A 17071-nucleotide genomic window follows, 5' to 3' on the forward strand; every position below is an offset into this window, starting at 1 on the left:
GCAATGAAGATGTGATCGCCGCTCTTGATATATGGGATGTCGGCCATTTGGTACTTCTGAATAAACGGTTTGTCTATGTGAATCAATTCAACCGGGTAATCCGTTTTGCCAGCTATGGTAGACCCCTCAAATTTCTTTTCCATAATTAGTCTTTGGAGTGTGCACTGAATTTCAAACCACGCATGTGCTGGCATGGTAATCGTAAAGCCCTGCTCTCGTAATTTCGTAAGCAGTTGAAGTGAAGTGGAATGATTGGGTGACTTCGGATCAAACGAATCGATGAACACACACGAATCGACAAGCAGCTTCATATCCATCATAGAATCAACCTAAAATGGTCCTTATCTGGTGGATAACACCAGAAACAATGATATTTTCGGCTGCGCCTTGGAGTATTCTTCCTAGGGACGACAGGGCGTTTCTAATCCGCGCGTGATCGGGCTGTTCGGCTGAAAGCTCGTCTTCGATAATCCTCGCCTCATTCTCAACGGAGTCCTCGTCATCAAGATCAACGGCTGGCAGGTACTCTCGCATCTGGGAAACAAGGGAGCGTATTTCATCTAGATTTGCTTGAGAAAAGGTATTCGTCTGGGTGGCATTGACAACGGCTTGGTCACTTACATTTCCGATGTTGCCGGAAAAGTTGGTGATGTTGCCAATATGAATTGTCGTGGCGTTCTGAGCATCTTCCTTTTCTTGTTGAGAGAAGGAAATTCCATCCCCTTTTATGCCTGCTTTTTCCAAATTAACGCTCCAATCCAAAATAACATTACGAACAGCTTCAAGAATGTGGGCAATACACGACCTCGACAAGAGGACCCGCAATTCTGCAGGATAATTCATCCCTTCTTGAAGTTTGGCCTTGGTTGCAGGGTCGAATGACATACCTATGTCACCATCAGCCTTTAGAAGATCCTCCAATTCTGCAACGGATGAGTTAATCGATCGTGTAGAGATAGCTCTCTCAAGGTCGGGAGCATTAGCGACCATAAGAGGCTCCCACCCACGATACGTATTCAAGGCCTGCGGATGGCCTGTTACAATTCGATAGCTGGGATAGTCATCATTATCCATTGATTTGTAGCCATTCATTTCATTTTCTAACCATTCTTGCATGTCATCCAAATTCAGCTTTGCCGCTACCATTTTTGCCTTACGGAGAAGTTCCGTAACGCTAATCTTTGAATCTAGAGCTTCGGCTTGAAGCTGTTCAACGAGAGATGACATTAAAAACACCTTTCAAAATCCAAAGATCATTGCTAGGCCCGGTAGGACTTGGACCTCAAGCTATATCATGAGCACTGGCTCAGTCTGCGCTTAAAATTTATTTGATCAACTTTGGGCAAGTATTTTTTGCAATCTGTACGGTTTTTTTCACGGTTCATTTTGACCATTTAAAAAGGATATTTCTCATAACCCATTGATTCTACTGGTATGACAGGAAGGGTTCGAATCTCCGACCTTTTGATCCGCAGCTGCAAAGTGGCCCTCTCCATCAAGCTGTGGGCGGCATTTCAATCTGTCGTCAGTTTCACCCTGCTGGCGCAGTTCCTCCTCGCCCTCCGCCAGCGGTTCCGGATGCGGTAGCCCCCTCGCCCCAAAAAAAAGACCGCGGCCGCCTCCACCCAAAAATCGCCGCGGCCTGATGGGATTTTTATGGTGCGCCAGGAGGGATTCGAACCCCCGACCTTCTGATCCGTAGTCAGACGCTCTATCCAGCTGAGCTACTGGCGCCCGGAAGGGGGCCAACATATAGAAGGGGTTCGGGAGCGTCAAGGGCGGGCCGCGATCTTCCTTTTGCGGGGGGCGCCCCCGGCGGAATTCACCGCCCGGGCCGATCCGCGATGAAAAGGGGCGGAGATATCCGGCGTTTTGCGCGTGTTTTCTTTTAGATTGGGCGATTTTCCGCTTTTGCTTGGTTGAATCCTCCCCCCCCATCCTTTAGACTTCTCCCGGTTTCGCCCAGGCGGCCTCCGAAAAGGGGCCGCTGGCCCGAACCCAGCCGGGTTTCGAAGGTTTCCCCGTGCGGGGGCCCCGGTTTTCTTTTGGCTCTTTCCCTCAGAGGTACCTCATCCATGCTCAGTTGGCTCCCCGAGAACATCTCCCTCGAGGGTCAGGAAATTGATGCTCTCTTCTACGTCATCTACTACATCACCGGGGCCACGTTCATTCTCGTGGCGGCCCTCATGGTCTGGTTCCTCATCGCCTACCGGGACAAGCCGGGGGCGAAGGCGACCTATACCCACGGCAACAACATGCTCGAGATCGCCTGGACGGTGATACCGGCGCTGATCCTCGTGGTGCTCATGTTCATGAGCCAGACGGGCTGGGCCCACATCAAGATGAATCTGCCGGCGAAACCGGACGTGCGCGTGGAGGTCACCGGCAAGCAGTTCAACTGGATCGTCCGCTACGCGGGCCCGGACGGAAAATTCGGCACGGCGGATGACGTGGTGCGCGACAACGCCCTCCACGTTCCGGTGGGCAAGAAGGTGCTCCTCACGCTCAAGGGCGTAGATGTCATTCACAGCTTCTTCGTTCCCGCGCTCCGCCTGAAGCAGGACATTCTTCCCGGCAGGGAAACCTTTTTCTGGTTCACCGCCACCAAGACCGGAACGTATGAAATGCCCTGCGCCGAGCTTTGCGGGTTCGGGCATTCGGGGATGAACGGAAAGCTCACGGTCCACTCCGAGGCGGACTACGGCGAGTGGATCGCCAAGACCTACAAAAAATAATCCTTCCGGGGCCTTCCGCCCCCGAACACGGGGAGAGAAATAAAGCATGAGCGCCACGGCAGCCGGGCACGATGCGCACGCCCACCACGAAACTTTCATATCGAAATACATCTTCTCGATGGATCACAAGACCATCGGCAAGCAGTTTCTCTGGCTGGGACTGTTGATGATGATCGTGGGCGGTCTTCTCGCCCTCATGGTCCGCTGGCAGCTCGCCTGGCCGGAAACCTCGGTATGGGGCTTCGGCTGGGTCACGGAAGAGAGCAACATGATGCCCACGGGCATCGTGACCCCTGCTTTCTACAACATGCTCTTCACGATGCACGCCACGATCATGGTGTTCCTCGTGGTGATGCCGATCCTGGTGGGATGCTTCGGCAACTTCCTCATTCCGCTCATGATCGGCGCGCGGGACATGGCCTTCCCGCTGCTGAACCTGCTCTCCTTCTGGGTCGCCGTCCTCGGCGGCGTCATCATGATGGCGGGCTTCTGGGTCGAAGGGGGACACGCCGCCTCCGGCTGGACGGGCTACGCGCCGCTCTCCACGGTGGAGGAGTACACCGGCGTCATGTCGGGACAAGTCATCTGGGCGATCGCGCTCTTCGTTCTCGGCATCTCCTCGATGATGGGCGCGGTCAACTACATCACCACCGTCATCAACATGCGCACGAAGGGGATGACCTGGTTCCGCCTCCCGCTCGTCATCTGGGCGATCTTCATCGTGGCCATCCTCTCGCTGCTGGCGCTGCCGGTGCTGGGCTCGGCGGCGGCCATGCTCGTGTTCGACCGCACGCTCGGCACGACGTTCTTCAACCCGAAGGCGGGCGGCGAGCCCCTGCTCTGGCAGCACCTTTTCTGGTTCTTCGGCCACCCGGAGGTCTACATCCTGATCCTCCCGGCGATGGGCATCGGCTCGGACCTGCTCTCGGTTTTCTCCCGTAAGCCCGTCTTCGGCTACCGCGCCATGGTCTACGCCATCGCGGCCATCGCCTTCCTCTCGTGGATCGTGTGGGGCCACCACATGTTCCAGAGCGGGATGAACCCTGCCTTGGGCTCGGCCTTCATGATGACAACCATGGTCATCGCGGTGCCCTCGGCCATCAAGACGTTCAACTGGCTGGGAACGCTCTGGAAGGGGACGATCCGTTTCACGGTCCCGATGCTCCACACGCTGGCCTTCGTCTCGATGTTCGTCATCGGCGGCCTGAGCGGCATCTTCATGGCCGCGAACGTGGTGGACATCTTCATCCACGACACCTATTTCATCGTGGCCCACATTCATTACGTCGTGTTCGGCGGAAGCGTCTTCGCCATCTTCGGGGGCATCATCTTCTGGTTCCCGAAGATGTTCGGCACCAAGCTGGACGACAGCCTCGGCCGGGTGCATTTCTGGCTGACGTTCATTTTCTTCAACATGACCTTTTTCCCGATGCACATCCTGGGCGTGGGCGGCCACATGCGCCGCATCTACAACCCGCTGCAATATGAGTTCCTCAAGGACCTGCAGTCCATCAACGTCCTCATCACACTGGGCGCGCTGGGGCTGGGGCTTGCGCAGCTGCCCTTCGCCCTCAACTTCTTCGGCTCCATCTTCCACTGGAACAACAAGGCGTACCGGACGCTGGCCCAGACGGTATCGAGCCTGGTGTGCACATTCATTTCCTACAAGGCGGTCACCTTCCTGCTGGAAGGGCTGGTGAAGCCGCAGGCCGCGACGCTCGCGGGCCGGACTTTCGCGGGAATCGTTGCGCTCGCCGTTCTGGCCCTCATCTGGCGCTACCACGCCCGCAACATGGCGGATTTCGGCGCGCCGGCCGAGCAGAATCCCTGGAGCGCCAACACGCTGGAGTGGACCGTCAGCTACCCGGTCCCGCACGGAAACTTCGGGCCGACGCTGCCGGTTGTCCATCGCGGCCCCTACGAGTACAGCATGCCGGGCGACAGCGATGACTGGGCGCCGCAGACCAAGGAAATGCCCACCGGGGCCGCGACGCATTAGCGGCCGGGCCACTCAGGAGGCCCATCATGGTACTTCAGAATCCGCGCCCCGCTTCGCCCGGATGGGCGCACCGCCTTGCGTTCATCACCTGCGGGATCAGCCTGATCCTCATTTACGCCGGCGGTCTGGTGACCAGCCTCGGGGCGGGGCTATCCGTCCCCGACTGGCCGAGCACCTTTGGCTACAACATGTTTCTTTTCCCCTGGGCCAAGATGGTGGGCGGTATTTTCTACGAGCACTCCCACCGGCTTCTCGGCTCCCTGGCCGGCATATTCACCATCCTGACCGCGGCCTCCATCTGGATGAACGAGCCGCGCAAATGGGTCCGCTGGATGGCCGCCGCGGCGCTCGGCCTCGTGGTTTTGCAAGGCCTCCTCGGCGGATTGCGCGTGGTGCTGCTCAAGATCGATCTCGCCATCGTTCACGCGTGCCTGGCGCAGCTTTTCTTCGGCCTCATGGTCAGCATCGCGCTCGTCACCTCGCCGAGCTGGCACCAGCCCGCGAGCGATATGACGCCCGAGGAGGGGCAGGATTTCCGCCGCCTGGCGCGGATGGTGGTCATCTTCATCTACATACAGATTGTCTTCGGCGCCATCCTCCGTCACACGGGGGCGCGCCTGGACGCCCATCTCCTTTTCGCGGTGCTCGCGAGCATCCTGTGCATCCGGCTCTCCATGAAAGTGCTCCGCCATCCGGGCTCGGGCGAGGATTTGACCCATCCGGCCCATGCGCTCTGGATCTTTCTCGCGCTTCAGCTGGCGCTGGGGGCGGGCTCCTATCTGGTGAAATACACCTCGATGGGAGATGACCTTTACCGCGGCGGCATCGTCATCGTGACATCGGCCCATGTCGTGATCGGATCGCTGCTGTTCGCATCGGCGCTGATCCTGGCCCTGCGCCTCTACCGGGCGGCGGAGGGCGAGTGGGCTCTTCCGCGCGGCAGCTATACGGCCGGGGGCGTTCCGGCATGATCTCATCCCGGGGCGAGACCCTCACCGTGCGCGGAGAGCGGGGCGCCGCCCAGCGGCTGGCGGACTTCATCGCCCTGACGAAGCCGCGCCTGATCCCGATGGTGCTCGTCGCCGCCGCGGCCGGCTTCTATCTCGCCTCGAGCGGGAAAATCGCCTACGCCACCCTGCTGAACAGCCTCATCGGCATCGGCCTCGCCACCGGCGGGACGCTCGCCCTCAACCAGGCGGCCGAGCAGGAGGTGGACGCCCTCATGCGCAGGACGCGCACCCGGCCGCTCCCCGGCGGAAGACTCCAGCGCTGGGACGCGATCATCTTCGGCACGATCCTGACAGTGGGCGGCATCGCCTACCTCTATCTGGCGGTGAACACGCTCAGCGGTCATCTCATCACCCTCACCGGCGGGCTCTATCTTTTCCTGTACACCCCGCTGAAGCGCTTCACCTCGCTGAACAGCATCGTCGGCGCCATACCGGGCGCCATGCCGCCCGTTCTGGGATGGGCGGCCGCGGCGGGCACTCTGGCGATCGAACCGGCCATCTTGTTCGCGATTCTTTTCTTCTGGCAGATTCCCCACGCGCTGGCCATCGCCTGGCTGTACCGGGACGAATTTGCCCGGGCGGGAATCCGTCTTCTGCCGGTGGAGGAACCCGACGGGAAAAGCACGGGCCGCCAGGTAATCAACCACTGCGTCGCGCTGCTGCCGGTGAGCCTGATGCCGACCCTCGTCGGACTCGCCGGGCCGGTCTATTTTTTCACGGCCCTGGCGCTGGGCCTGGCGTACCTCTACTTCGGCGTCCGGCTCTCCATGGAGCGAAACACGGCGGCGGCCCGGCGGCTCTTCTACGCTTCGCTCGGTTATCTGCCGCTGGTGTTGCTGGTCATGGTGCTCGATCAGATAAAGGGATGACCTTGGGCAGCGACTCGCTCAAAGAGAAAAACCGGCGCACGGCGCTCTTTCTGCTGCTGATGGTTCTGGCCATCAGCGCGCTTTCGGCCATCTTGGCGATCGTCAAATAAAGGCGGGTCTCGCCCGATGAAAAACAATGCGGACGCAGTCTTCCCGGAAAATAGGGAGGCGGGCGGCGGCGAGCCGCTCCAATTCCACGACGGGAAACCGCTCATCGGAAACGCCCGGCTCGCCATGCTGGCCTTCATCGCCGCAGAGATCATGTTCTTCGCCGGCCTGATCGGCGCCTTTCTGGTCTTCCGGTTCAGCGGGCGCCCCTGGCCTCCGCCCTTCCTGCCCCGCCTCCCGGTGGAGGTGACGGCGGCGAACACGGTCATTTTACTTCTCAGCAGCGTCACCATGACCCGCGCCCGCGGGGCGATCGCCCGGGGAGACCAAAAACAGCTTTTCCGGGGGCTGGCCCTGACCGCCCTGCTGGGGGTGGTTTTTCTCCTCATCCAGGGCTACGAGTGGCTCCGGCTGCTGCGGTTCGGCCTGACGGCCTCCTCGGGGGTTTTCGGCTCCACCTTCTACACCATCATCGGCACGCACGGCCTCCACGTCCTGGGGGGCGTCCTGTGGCTCCTGACGGTCCTCTACGGCGCCTGGCAGGGCCATTTCACCCCCGAGCGCCATGCCCGGGTCCAGACCTGCGGCATGTACTGGCATCTGGTGGTCGGCCTCTGGCCGGTGCTCTTCTTCCTGGTCTACCTGCTGTAGGGGACGAAACCCAGGGAGCAAAACCGCGATTCGCCGGCCTGTCTGAGCAACGGGCTGATTTCCGTGGTGAACAACTGGCTGACTTCCATGGAATTATTTTTCGGGGAAAAGACGGCGGGATGAAAAAGGGGGCATGGCCCCCGCGAAACCCGGGCGGTCCATAAACCCGGATGGGGGTTTTGGCCGGCGATCCATTTGTGCCTAGCCGAGGGCTTGCCGAAGGGATTTTTCGAGTTGTCCGCGTTTGTCCTCTGGCAATTCGAACTTCAGGCCCATGATCCATGTCGGGGGATCGTCTTCAAACACCCTTCCCCATACGGGGACAGCGGAAATACCCTCGAACACATCTTTGTGTATCCGAATCGAACATTCCACTTCTCTGTTCAAGTCGGGCTCCTTCGAAATGGTCAACTGGAGTCCGCTTGCACATATGTCCTCAGGAATAAGAGGCAGATTCGAGAGCGCTGGCGCGATGACCGCTACAGGGATGGGGACGGGAAAGCGTGTGTAGAGCCGGTGTTCGGATTCCGCGGCCATAGTCCTCTTCCCCGAGGCGATGGTTACTTTGAAGGGAATTGCTCTCGAACCCCAAAAAACAACGGACTCTCCAATATACCACCGGGGGGGGTTCAGAAAATAGTTTTTCTGAGCCCCAATGTTGCATTTTCCCGGCCGCCAGAAATTTTGACCCCCTCACAGCTCACATTTTTTCGAGCTGAATCGTTCGGGACATCAAAACCCGACAACCCAGCCTGCCCCCCGAAAAAAGGAGTACAAGAGCCGTTTTTCTGCTTATCCCTGATTGTTCATGCTACATTCCTTCCCGCTGCCAAACGAAGGGGGAAATGGCCGTTCCGCCGAAATTCCCCGGCCATTCCGGAGAACCGAAAATCCCCCCATTTCTGCCCTTTAAAACCGCGATTTGTTGACACCCGCGGGGGGGGATTGCATAATCCGGGCGCGATGAAAAACATGAAATTATCCATCATTTTTGGGGCAATGGGCGCGGGCTTCCTGCTGGCTCCCGGAGCGGCGTCGGCCTGCGCGGTGTGCGGCCTCGATGACGCCTCCTTTTTGTGGAGCATGCTGTTTCTGATGGGAATGCCCTTTGCCGTCGCCGGTACCGTGGGAGGGGTGGTCTTGTATTCCGCGCGCGGGGATGCTGGAAAGCACCGCACGGGATGGCTCCGCCGCCTCTTCCGGTCCCGCCAGGAGAAACCGTTTTGAGCCAAGCCGCTGTGTCACATGCCGTCGAACCGGCTGAAACGCCGCTGACCCCCGAGAGCTGGGGAAAGCTCGGAATGTGGGTGTTCCTCGCGGGGGACGCCATGTCCTTCGGCACCCTGCTCGCCGGCTACGCCGTCATGCGCGGATCGAGCACCACCTGGCCGGTGCCGGCCGACGTTCTGGGCATCTCGATGACCGCCTTCATGACCTTCCTGCTCATCTGCAGCAGCGTGACGATGGTCAAGGCGCTGGACGCCGCCAAGAGGGGCGATCAGGGAAGGATAGTCCGTTTTCTTTCGCTGACCATTCTCGGCGGGCTCATCTTTCTGGGGATGCAGGTCTTCGAATGGAACCACCTCATCGGCGAGGGTCTCGGCATCTCCGGCATGAGCGGCCACTTCGCCGAGAAATTTCCGAACTCGGCCCGGCTCTTCGCAACGACCTTCTTCATCATCACCGGCTTTCACGGCATGCACGTCACGGGCGGCGTCATCTACCTCCTGTGCATCCGCGCGCAGGCCAACAAAGGCGCTTACTCCGCCGGTAACTACAATGCGGTCGAGATCGTGGGGCTGTACTGGCACTTCGTCGATCTCGTCTGGATTCTCGTATTCACATTCGTCTATCTTCTCTAAAATTTCCAGGAAACAGGAGCGATACCCATGGCCGCAGGTCACACGGCACACGATGATCACAGCGTGAACTACATGGCCATCTTCTGGTGGCTTCTGGCGCTGACCATTCTGGAAATCATGGCGGGCTATCCCGCCGCGGGGCCTGCCTACCCGCAACTCCTGAAGGGATTCCTCCTCGTCGGCATGGCGCTTGTCAAAGCGGGCCTGGTCGCGATGTACTTCATGCACCTGCGCTTCGAGCGGATGGCGCTCGCGTTCATCGCGTTCATCCCGCTGGTGCTTTGCGTCTTCGTCGTGTTGATGCTTCTTCCGGATTTTTAACCTGCACAAACGCGCCGACCCACTCCTTGGCCGCCAATCCGCGGGAGAGTTCCGCCCTTGAACAGCCAGATGACACCGCGGAAGCTGGCCGCCCTTGCCGCACTAGCCGCCGCCCTGCTGGGGGCGGTCCTCCTCTGGCGGGCAGGTGGGCTCGCGCCGCCTCCCCCCGTCTACGGGGAGCTTCCCGAGTTCCGGCTCACCGACACCGCGGGGAGGCCTTTCACCCGGCAAAGCTTGATGGGCAGGGTCTGGGTCGCAGACCTCATCTACACGCGCTGCGAGGATACCTGCCCGGCGCAATCGGCGGAGATGGCCCTCCTTTTCGCCGAGATGAAGGAACACGCCGCCTTCGGCCTTCTTTCCATCACGGTGGACCCGCGACACGACACCCCCCCCGTGCTGGCCCGCTACGCCGCGAAGTTCCCCGTCCCGGCGGATCGCTGGACCCTGCTCACCGGACCGGAGAAGGAGATCGCCCAGATCGCCCGGAAAGGGTTCCGCCTCGCCTATGTGTCGAAAATCTCCCGCCTCGGCGGCCCGGCAGGGCGGCTCATGGAAGCGGCGGGCGGGCTCCTCTCCCCGCGCGCGGCCCATGCCCACCATCCCGAGCACAAACCCAAGGGACCGCTTTCGGATCTGATCTCGCACAGCTCCCGCTTCGTCCTGATCGACCGGAGCGCCCGGATACGGGGCTACTATCTGATCGACAACGCCGACGCCCTGAAACAGCTCCGCCGGGACCTGCTTCTCGTCATAAAGGAAAAAACTTGAACCTCGAATCGCTCCCCGCACTCAACGCCGGACTGAATACCCTCAGCTTCTTTCTGCTGATCGCGGGCTACATCAAGATCCGGGGCGGGCACAAAAGCCAGCACCAAAAACTCATGGAAAGCGCTTTTTTCGTTTCCGTCGCCTTTCTGATTTCCTATCTGATTTACCATTTCAACGTCGGCTCGGTTCCCTTCCAGGGACAGGGCTGGATCCGGCCCGTGTATTTCTTCATCCTCATCACGCACATCATCTTTGCGGCGCTGGTCCCTTTCCTCGCGCTGATCACCCTCTACCGCGCCTGGAAGGAGCAGTTCGAGCGCCACAAGCGGATCGCCCGCTGGACGCTGCCGATCTGGCTCTACACCTCCATCACCGGCGTGCTCGTCTATCTGCTCCTCTACCGGCTCTACCCGGGATCATGAGCCGCTTTTTCGCCCTTCTCCGGAACGCGGCGCGCCTGCGGTGCCCCGCCTGCCGGGAGGGCCGGATATTCGAGGGGCTCATCCGCAAGCGGACATGCTGCGAGGCGTGCGGATCCCCCTTCGAGCGGGAGCCCGGCTACTACGTCGGCGCCATTTACCTGAACTACGGCGCCACGGTCGGTATCTCCATCGCGGGTTTTTTCGCGCTCGATGCGTGGCTGGCCGCCAGCCTGCGCACCCAGCTCCTCCTCTGGGGGGCGTTCTGTATCGTTTTCCCCTTTTTTTTCTACCGGTTTTCCTGCAGTCTCTGGCTGAACGCGGATCATTTCATCTCCGGGAGGCCTGACGCATGAGTACCGCACTGAGCGTGCGCGAGCTCCGCCACTACTACGGCGAGCGGATGGCGTTGAACGGCGTCAGCTTCGAGGTGGCCGCGGGGGAGATCTTCGGCCTCCTCGGCCCGAACGGCGGCGGGAAGACCACCCTCTTCCGCATCCTCACCACCTTGATGCGCCCCTCGGGCGGCACGGCAGAGATCTTCGGCCTCTCGCCCCAGCGGGACGCCGCCGCCGTCCGCCGCCGGATCGGCGTCGTTTTTCAGCATCCCAGCGTGGACCCCAAGCTCAAGGTCATCGAAAACCTCATCCACCACGGCCACCTCTTCGGCCTCCGGGGAAAAGCGCTCCGCGCCGCGGCCGAGGGGCTCCTCGAGCGCTTCGGCCTGGCGGATCGGGCGGGCGAACTGACCGAGACCCTCTCGGGCGGCCTCCAGCGGCGCGTGGAACTGGCCAAGGCGCTCCTGCCGGAGCCGGACATTCTTTTTCTCGACGAGCCCAGCACCGGCCTCGACCCGGCCGCCCGCCGCGATTTCGGCGATGAGATCGGCCGCCTCCGCGCGGATCGCGGCACCACCGTGGTCCTCACCACCCATATCCTCGAGGAGGCCGACCGGTGCGACCGGGTAGGAATCCTGAACGAGGGGAACCTGGTTGCCCTGGGAGAGCCCGAGGCGCTGAAGAAAAAAATCGGGGGCGAGGTGGTCGCCATCGAATCGCCCGACGCAGGCGCCTTGCAGGAAAAAATCAAAAGCCGCTTCGGCATCGAATCCACCCGGGTGGACGGCACGCTCCGCATCGAACAAACCGGCGCGCACGAGATGATCCCCCGGGTGATCGAAGCCTTTCCGGGCGAGGTGAAATCGCTCACCTTCGGCCGGCCGACGCTGGAGGATGTTTTCATCCACGAGACGGGCCGGCGCTTCTGGCAGGAAGAGGACGCCGAAGGGGAGGGGCGAAAATGATCCGCTACCTCCTGCCGGTCTACACCATCTGGCGCCGCGAGCTGGTCCGCTTCCTCCGGCAGCGCAGCCGCATCGTCGGCGCCTTCGGGCAGCCCATTATCTTCTGGCTTATCCTGGGAAGCGGCTTCGGGGAGTCCTTCAAGATGCCGGGCGGGCTGGGGAGCCGGGCCGACTATCTGGAGTACTTCTATCCCGGCATTCTGGGGATGGTCATTCTCTTCACCTCCATCTTCTCGACGTTCGCCGTCGTGGAGGACAAAAAAGAGCGCTTTCTCCAGGGGGTGCTCGTCGCCCCCGTCCCCAGATCGGCCATCGTGCTTGGCCAAATCCTCGGCGGGACAACGCTGGCGCTGATCCAGGGGATTCTGCTGCTCATCGCGGCGCCCCTCGCCGGCGTCCCGCTCTCGGCGGCGGGGGCGGCGGCGGCGATCGCCGTCATGGGGATGATCGGTTTCGCCCTGACCGGGCTGGGGCTGCTCTTCGCCTGGCGGATGGAATCCACCCAGGGCTTTCACGCCATCATGAATCTTGTCCTGATCCCGCTCTGGCTGCTCTCGGGGGCGGTCTTCCCGGCGGCGGGGGCCCACACCTGGCTCGCCTGGATCATGAAGATCAACCCCCTCACCTACGGGATGGCGGCGCTGCGGCACGCCCTCTACGCCGCGCAGCCCGAGGCCGTGGGCCATCTCCCGGGCCTTGCCCTCTCCCTCGCCGTGACGGCGCTCTTCGGCCTCGTGACCTTCCTCTTCGCCGTGCGGACCGCGGGGAGGGGGTGAGGAGAACCGCTATCAAAGTTCCTCGAAGTATTCAAAATGACCGAGATGCAAATCAGCAAAACGCATATCAGTATCCGGGACTACTTCTTCTGGAGTCTCGATGGCCTTTGCACCTATCTCGCCTGATGCAGACCAAAGGCGATAGGTTCCATCCTCACCCTCGGTCATTTTCTCCAGAATCACTTCTTCGCTGTCGAGTTCCTCAAAAAACTTCCTCACCTCTGGACTTTCGATTTCTTTACTTCGATAGGGCTTGTTCACATTTTTGATTGGGCCGGGCATCCTTTTACCTTCCATTATCCCATCTCCATATTCTCAAACAGTTAAACACATTTGCTCCCCCCCGCGCACAGCACGCGGGGCCAGCCCCTCCCTAGAACCACTTTTTGCGTCTGAAATAAACGAGCATTCCGGCGGCGGCGGCGCCCATCCCGCCCAGGGCGGCGAAGTAGCCCCACCGCCACTCGAGCTCGGGCATGAACTTGAAGTTCATCCCGTAGACGCCGGCGACGAACGTGAGCGGGATGAAGAGGGTGGCCATGATGGTGAGCACCTTCATAATCTCGTTCATCCGCTGGTTGGTCACGGCCATGTGAAGCTCGATGAGCGTCGCGGCCATGTCGCGCGCGATCTCGATGTTGTCGATCAGGCGCGCCACGTGATCGTAGATGTCCCGGAAAAAGGGCGGCATGTCTTTTTTGAAAAATGCGGAGTCTGTCTGAAGGATATGGTTCACCATGTCCCGCACGGGAAAGATGGCGCGCCGCATGAGCTGCATGTTCAGCCGGTGCGCGAAAATGCGCTGCATGACCTCGGGGCTGGGATCGGTGACGGTCACATCCTGCAGCTCTTCGAGGTCCTCTCCCAGCGCCTCCATGTCCTCGAAATAGGTGTCCACGATGTTGTCCAGAACGGCGTAGTAGAGATAATCGGGCCGGGCCTTGCGCCATCTTCCGGTTCCCCGGCGGATGCGCTCCCGCAGGGCATCAAACGGATCCCTCGGCCGCTCCTGAAATGTCACCACAAACCCTTTTCCGAGCAGAATGCTCACCTGTTCGATTTCGATCCGGTTCTCCGCGCTGATGTAATGGATGAACTTGACGACGGTATAGATGTAATCGTCGAAAAACTCGACCTTGGGGCGGTGAGAGGTGTTGAGAATATCCTCGAGCACCAGAGAATGAATCCCCAGGGATTCGCCCAGTTTTTGGATGAGGCCGACATCGTGCAGGCCGGTGACATCAATCCAGGTGACAAGTTCCTCTTTGATGGAGGAGAAGCATTCCTCCAGCGTTGCGTCCCCGATCTCCCGAACCTTCTCCGCATCGTAGGCCAGAACGTGGATTGCGGGTTTCTCGACTTTCTCCTCCCCGATATGAACCAGCGTTCCGGGAGCCGTACCTGTCTTCAGTGAGACATTCCGGTCAACGATCATGGAAAACCCCCTGAGAGAGAAGCAAGGAGGGACATTTTACAGCCCCGCGACGTGGCGCGCGAGGGCATCGAGCAACGCATCCTTGATCCACGGCTGTGGGGGCATGCGGTTTCCGCCGTTTTGGATGAGGTTCTTGATCTGGGCGATGGAGAGATTTTTCCCGCGCAGGGGCGGCCCGATGTCCCCGCGGCCCTCGCCCCGGAGACCGTGGCACTGGGCGCACACCTGGGAGAAGACCTTCTCGGGGCTCGCGCCGTCGATCTCCCTGCTGACGAGACCGTCCCGAAAATATAGGAGGGTAGCGATGAGCGCGGCGGCGAAGGCGAGAAAGATTCCGATCCAGAGCTTGCCCAACCGCGTCGCCCCTCAAAGTATTCCGCCATCGAGCGGCAGCGGGCGGTGGAGGAAGGGCCGGGCGCCCGCGCCGTCGTATTCCGCCGCCCGGTGCCCATCTCCTTCCACGATGTACTTGTAGGTCACCAGGCCCTCGAGGCCGACCGGGCCGCGGGCGTGAATCTTGTCGGTGGAGATGCCCACCTCGGCCCCGAAGCCGTAGCGGAAGCCGTCCGCGAAGCGCGTCGAGGCGTTCCACATCACGCTCGCCGCGTCCACGCGGGAGAGAAACATCCGGGCCGTGTCATCGTCCGTCGTGACGATGGCCTCGGTGTGGCGGGAGCCGTAGCGGTTGATGTGATCGATGGCGGCATCGAGCGTGTCCACCACGCGCACCGACAAGATGAGGTCGAGATACTCGGTGCTCCAGTCCGCCTCCTCGGCCGGCTTCACATCGGAGATGATCTCCCGCGTCCGCGCGCAGCCGCGGAGCTCGACCCCTTTCGCACGCAGCGCCGCCGCCAGCTCCGGCAGGAAGCGCTCCGCCATCTTCTCGTGGACCAGCAGGGTTTCGATGGCGTTGCAGACGGCCGCGTACTGCGTCTTGGCGTCCACGGCGAGCGAGACCGCCATCTCCAGATCAGCCGATGCGTCAACGTAGAGATGGCAGATGCCGTCCGCATGGCCCAGGACGGGGATGCGCGAGTGGGTTTTGACATGCCGGACGAAATCGTTTCCCCCGCGGGGGATGATCAGATCGATGGCATCGTCCCGGCCGAGAAGGGCGTCCACCTCCTCGCGGGCCTCGACCAGCTGCACCGCCGCCGCCGGCACGCTCCCCTTCGAGGCCGCCGCCGCCGAGAGCAGGGCGGCCAGAGCGCGGTTCGAGTGGAGGGCCTCCCGCCCCCCCTTGAGGATGGCGGCGTTTCCGGCCTTGAGGCAGAGCGCGGCGATCTGCACCAGCGCATCGGGGCGCGATTCAAAGACGGCGGCGATCACCCCGAGCGGACAGGTGACCCGCCGGAGAATGAGCCCCTCATCCAGCAACATGGCGTACGTCACCCGCCCCACCGGATCGGGGAGCGCCGCCACCGCCCGCACCCCCTCGGCCATCCCCTGCACCTTGGGGGGGTCGAGCACCAGCCGCTTCAGGAGGGCGCCTGACATCTCTCCCCGGGCCACTGCCTCCCCGGCCGCCGCGGCATCCGCGGCATTCGCCTCGAGGATTTCGACTGCATCCCGCTCGATGGCATCCGCCATCGCCAGAAGCGCATCATTTCGCGCCTCCGTATCCAGGGGCGCCATCGCGAGGGCCGCCCGTCTCGCCTCGGCGCAGATTTGGTCAATATCCGCCATAAAACCGCCTCTACCCTCAAATTATTGCGCTCTGAAGCGTTAAAGAAAGCAAGAAATTCTCTCATTTGGAATGATTAAATTTCAAGATTCTTTTCGATCAAATGCCACTTGTTGTGATGTCCAAGAATCATCTTTTTTCTCATTGCATAATGAAATGATTCAATGTTCAAGGGAGGTTTCCTCCCCAGATAAGTTTTATAGATATAATCTTGCAACCAACCCTGTGTGAAAATATAGAATTCATCTTCACCAAGTCTTTCTCCAAGAAAAACGCAAACATAAATCAACTTTCTATCTATATCATTATTCTTCCCTGTTATTTTTTGACCTTTCTCTTCGATATCGATATTCAAGAACTTCTTTACATTAAGATGAAGGTCACCTTTTTTGATTGTTTTTACTTGTATGTGTGTTGTCTTCTTATTTGCATAGGCGACAATATCGATATCAGGGACATTCCCAGAAAATGGAGTCGCAATGATACCCAAGCGTCCCAACTCTGCGGTCACAAGGTGTTCACCAACTTGACCAGTTAATTTATTGTCTCTTCCGGATGTCAATATGTACCTCAGAAATTAATTTGGATGGAATCATTTTTTCGGGGTGCCGTTCCATCCAACGGCGGGCCGATTATAGAGGTCCCCCCACAGGGGCTGCAAACCGCGGCGGCGGCTCCGCTATTTTGTTTCCGAGAAACGCTTTTCGATGTAGGCGACGATCAGCGCGGCGATGTTCTTCCCCTCCGCGTTTTCGATCCCCTCGAAGCCCGGCGCCGCATTGATCTCCAGGACCAGCAGCCCCCTTCGCGATGCGAGAAGGTCAACGCCCGCGATTTCGAGCCCGCAGAGGGCGGCGGCGCGGACGGCCAGTTCGGCGGCCTCCCGGGTCAGCCGGGCCCGGCTGACCTTCCCCCCCTGGTGGAGATTCGAGCGGAAGGCGCCCCGGCGGGCACTGCGGCGGACGGCGGCGATCGCCTGGCCCCCGATGACGAGGACCCGCAGGTCGCGCCCGCGGGCTTCTTCCACATACTCCTGGATGAGGATGTCCCGCTCCAGGTTCCACATCGTGTCGGCGATGGCCTGGGCCTCCGCCGCACCCCTGGCCAGCATGACGCCGCGTCCCT

At 60.6% G+C, this 17071-nt stretch carries 22 protein-coding genes and 1 tRNA gene; 14 read left to right on the forward strand and 9 right to left on the reverse strand.

The genetic code is table 11. From position 1 onward, the window contains the following. A partial coding sequence (locus O2807_02630; GenBank protein ID MDA0999402.1) for a hypothetical protein occupies positions 1-320 on the reverse strand: 320 nt, incomplete at its 3' end. A 4-nt stretch (positions 321-324) separates the two neighbouring features. After that, positions 325-1227, reverse strand: a complete 903-nt coding sequence (locus O2807_02635; protein ID MDA0999403.1) for a hypothetical protein — start codon at positions 1225-1227, stop codon at positions 325-327. A gap of 207 nt (positions 1228-1434) precedes the next feature. Here O2807_02635 and O2807_02640 point away from each other — a divergent pair, with 207 nt between their 5' ends. Continuing rightward, complete coding sequence (locus tag O2807_02640; protein ID MDA0999404.1) at positions 1435-1587, forward strand: hypothetical protein; 153 nt, start codon at positions 1435-1437, stop codon at positions 1585-1587. Positions 1588-1657: 70 nt separating this feature from the next. Here the strand turns inward: O2807_02640 and O2807_02645 are convergent. Further along, positions 1658-1734: transfer RNA gene (locus O2807_02645), tRNA-Arg, on the reverse strand. Between the two features lie 341 nt (positions 1735-2075). Between O2807_02645 and coxB the strand changes: the two genes are divergently transcribed. From coxB to O2807_02710, 13 genes are all read left to right on the forward strand, one after another. Next, a complete protein-coding gene (coxB, locus tag O2807_02650; GenBank protein MDA0999405.1) occupies positions 2076-2735 on the forward strand; it encodes a cytochrome c oxidase subunit II in 660 nt (219 codons plus the stop codon). A 46-nt stretch (positions 2736-2781) separates the two neighbouring features. Beyond that, on the forward strand, positions 2782-4734 hold the full coding sequence (locus tag O2807_02655; GenBank protein MDA0999406.1) for a cbb3-type cytochrome c oxidase subunit I: 1953 nt from the start codon (positions 2782-2784) through the stop codon (positions 4732-4734). Positions 4735-4760: 26 nt separating this feature from the next. Next, positions 4761-5705: a COX15/CtaA family protein gene (locus O2807_02660; protein MDA0999407.1), complete on the forward strand. Its 945-nt coding sequence runs from the start codon at positions 4761-4763 to the stop codon at positions 5703-5705. Beyond that, on the forward strand, positions 5702-6613 hold the full coding sequence (cyoE, locus tag O2807_02665; protein ID MDA0999408.1) for a heme o synthase: 912 nt from the start codon (positions 5702-5704) through the stop codon (positions 6611-6613). Before O2807_02660 ends, cyoE begins: the two co-directional genes overlap by 4 nt. 126 nt (positions 6614-6739) lie before the next feature. Then, positions 6740-7372 carry a heme-copper oxidase subunit III gene (locus O2807_02670; GenBank protein ID MDA0999409.1) on the forward strand — a complete coding sequence of 211 codons (633 nt, stop codon included), beginning with the start codon at positions 6740-6742 and terminating at the stop codon, positions 7370-7372. A gap of 972 nt (positions 7373-8344) precedes the next feature. After that, entirely contained in the window at positions 8345-8599 is a 255-nt protein-coding gene (locus O2807_02675; protein ID MDA0999410.1) for a hypothetical protein, read from the forward strand. After that, entirely contained in the window at positions 8596-9234 is a 639-nt protein-coding gene (locus O2807_02680) for a cytochrome c oxidase subunit 3 (protein ID MDA0999411.1), read from the forward strand. The genes O2807_02675 and O2807_02680 overlap by 4 nt, the downstream gene beginning before the upstream one ends. Before the next feature lie 27 nt (positions 9235-9261). Next, positions 9262-9555: a cytochrome C oxidase subunit IV family protein gene (locus O2807_02685; protein MDA0999412.1), complete on the forward strand. Its 294-nt coding sequence runs from the start codon at positions 9262-9264 to the stop codon at positions 9553-9555. A gap of 57 nt (positions 9556-9612) precedes the next feature. Then, a complete protein-coding gene (locus tag O2807_02690; GenBank protein MDA0999413.1) occupies positions 9613-10326 on the forward strand; it encodes an SCO family protein in 714 nt (237 codons plus the stop codon). Then, positions 10323-10748 (forward strand): DUF420 domain-containing protein, encoded by a 426-nt coding sequence (locus tag O2807_02695; GenBank protein MDA0999414.1) that lies wholly within the window; start codon positions 10323-10325, stop codon positions 10746-10748. Before O2807_02690 ends, O2807_02695 begins: the two co-directional genes overlap by 4 nt. Further along, positions 10745-11101 carry a DUF983 domain-containing protein gene (locus O2807_02700; protein ID MDA0999415.1) on the forward strand — a complete coding sequence of 119 codons (357 nt, stop codon included), beginning with the start codon at positions 10745-10747 and terminating at the stop codon, positions 11099-11101. Before O2807_02695 ends, O2807_02700 begins: the two co-directional genes overlap by 4 nt. Further along, entirely contained in the window at positions 11098-12048 is a 951-nt protein-coding gene (locus tag O2807_02705; GenBank protein MDA0999416.1) for an ABC transporter ATP-binding protein, read from the forward strand. Before O2807_02700 ends, O2807_02705 begins: the two co-directional genes overlap by 4 nt. Next, a complete protein-coding gene (locus tag O2807_02710) occupies positions 12045-12824 on the forward strand; it encodes an ABC transporter permease (GenBank protein MDA0999417.1) in 780 nt (259 codons plus the stop codon). Before O2807_02705 ends, O2807_02710 begins: the two co-directional genes overlap by 4 nt. 12 nt (positions 12825-12836) lie before the next feature. Here O2807_02710 and O2807_02715 read toward each other — a convergent pair whose 3' ends face one another. From O2807_02715 to O2807_02740, 6 genes are all read right to left on the reverse strand, one after another. Then, a complete protein-coding gene (locus O2807_02715; protein ID MDA0999418.1) occupies positions 12837-13121 on the reverse strand; it encodes a hypothetical protein in 285 nt (94 codons plus the stop codon). 76 nt (positions 13122-13197) lie between these two features. Continuing rightward, positions 13198-14259, reverse strand: coding sequence for a magnesium/cobalt transporter CorA (gene corA, locus O2807_02720; GenBank protein MDA0999419.1), 1062 nt, complete (start codon positions 14257-14259; stop codon positions 13198-13200). A 36-nt stretch (positions 14260-14295) separates the two neighbouring features. Then, on the reverse strand, positions 14296-14613 hold the full coding sequence (locus tag O2807_02725) for a cytochrome c (protein ID MDA0999420.1): 318 nt from the start codon (positions 14611-14613) through the stop codon (positions 14296-14298). A 12-nt stretch (positions 14614-14625) separates the two neighbouring features. Then, positions 14626-15948 (reverse strand): glutamate-5-semialdehyde dehydrogenase, encoded by a 1323-nt coding sequence (locus O2807_02730; protein MDA0999421.1) that lies wholly within the window; start codon positions 15946-15948, stop codon positions 14626-14628. A gap of 74 nt (positions 15949-16022) precedes the next feature. Continuing rightward, positions 16023-16508 carry a hypothetical protein gene (locus O2807_02735; GenBank protein MDA0999422.1) on the reverse strand — a complete coding sequence of 162 codons (486 nt, stop codon included), beginning with the start codon at positions 16506-16508 and terminating at the stop codon, positions 16023-16025. A 117-nt stretch (positions 16509-16625) separates the two neighbouring features. Continuing rightward, positions 16626-17071, reverse strand: a 446-nt coding sequence (locus tag O2807_02740) for a 30S ribosomal protein S6--L-glutamate ligase (GenBank protein ID MDA0999423.1), incomplete at its 5' end; no start/stop codon positions are given.

This window comes from bacterium (genome assembly GCA_027622355.1).
Taxonomy (GTDB): Bacteria; UBA8248; UBA8248; order UBA8248; family UBA8248; genus JAQBZT01.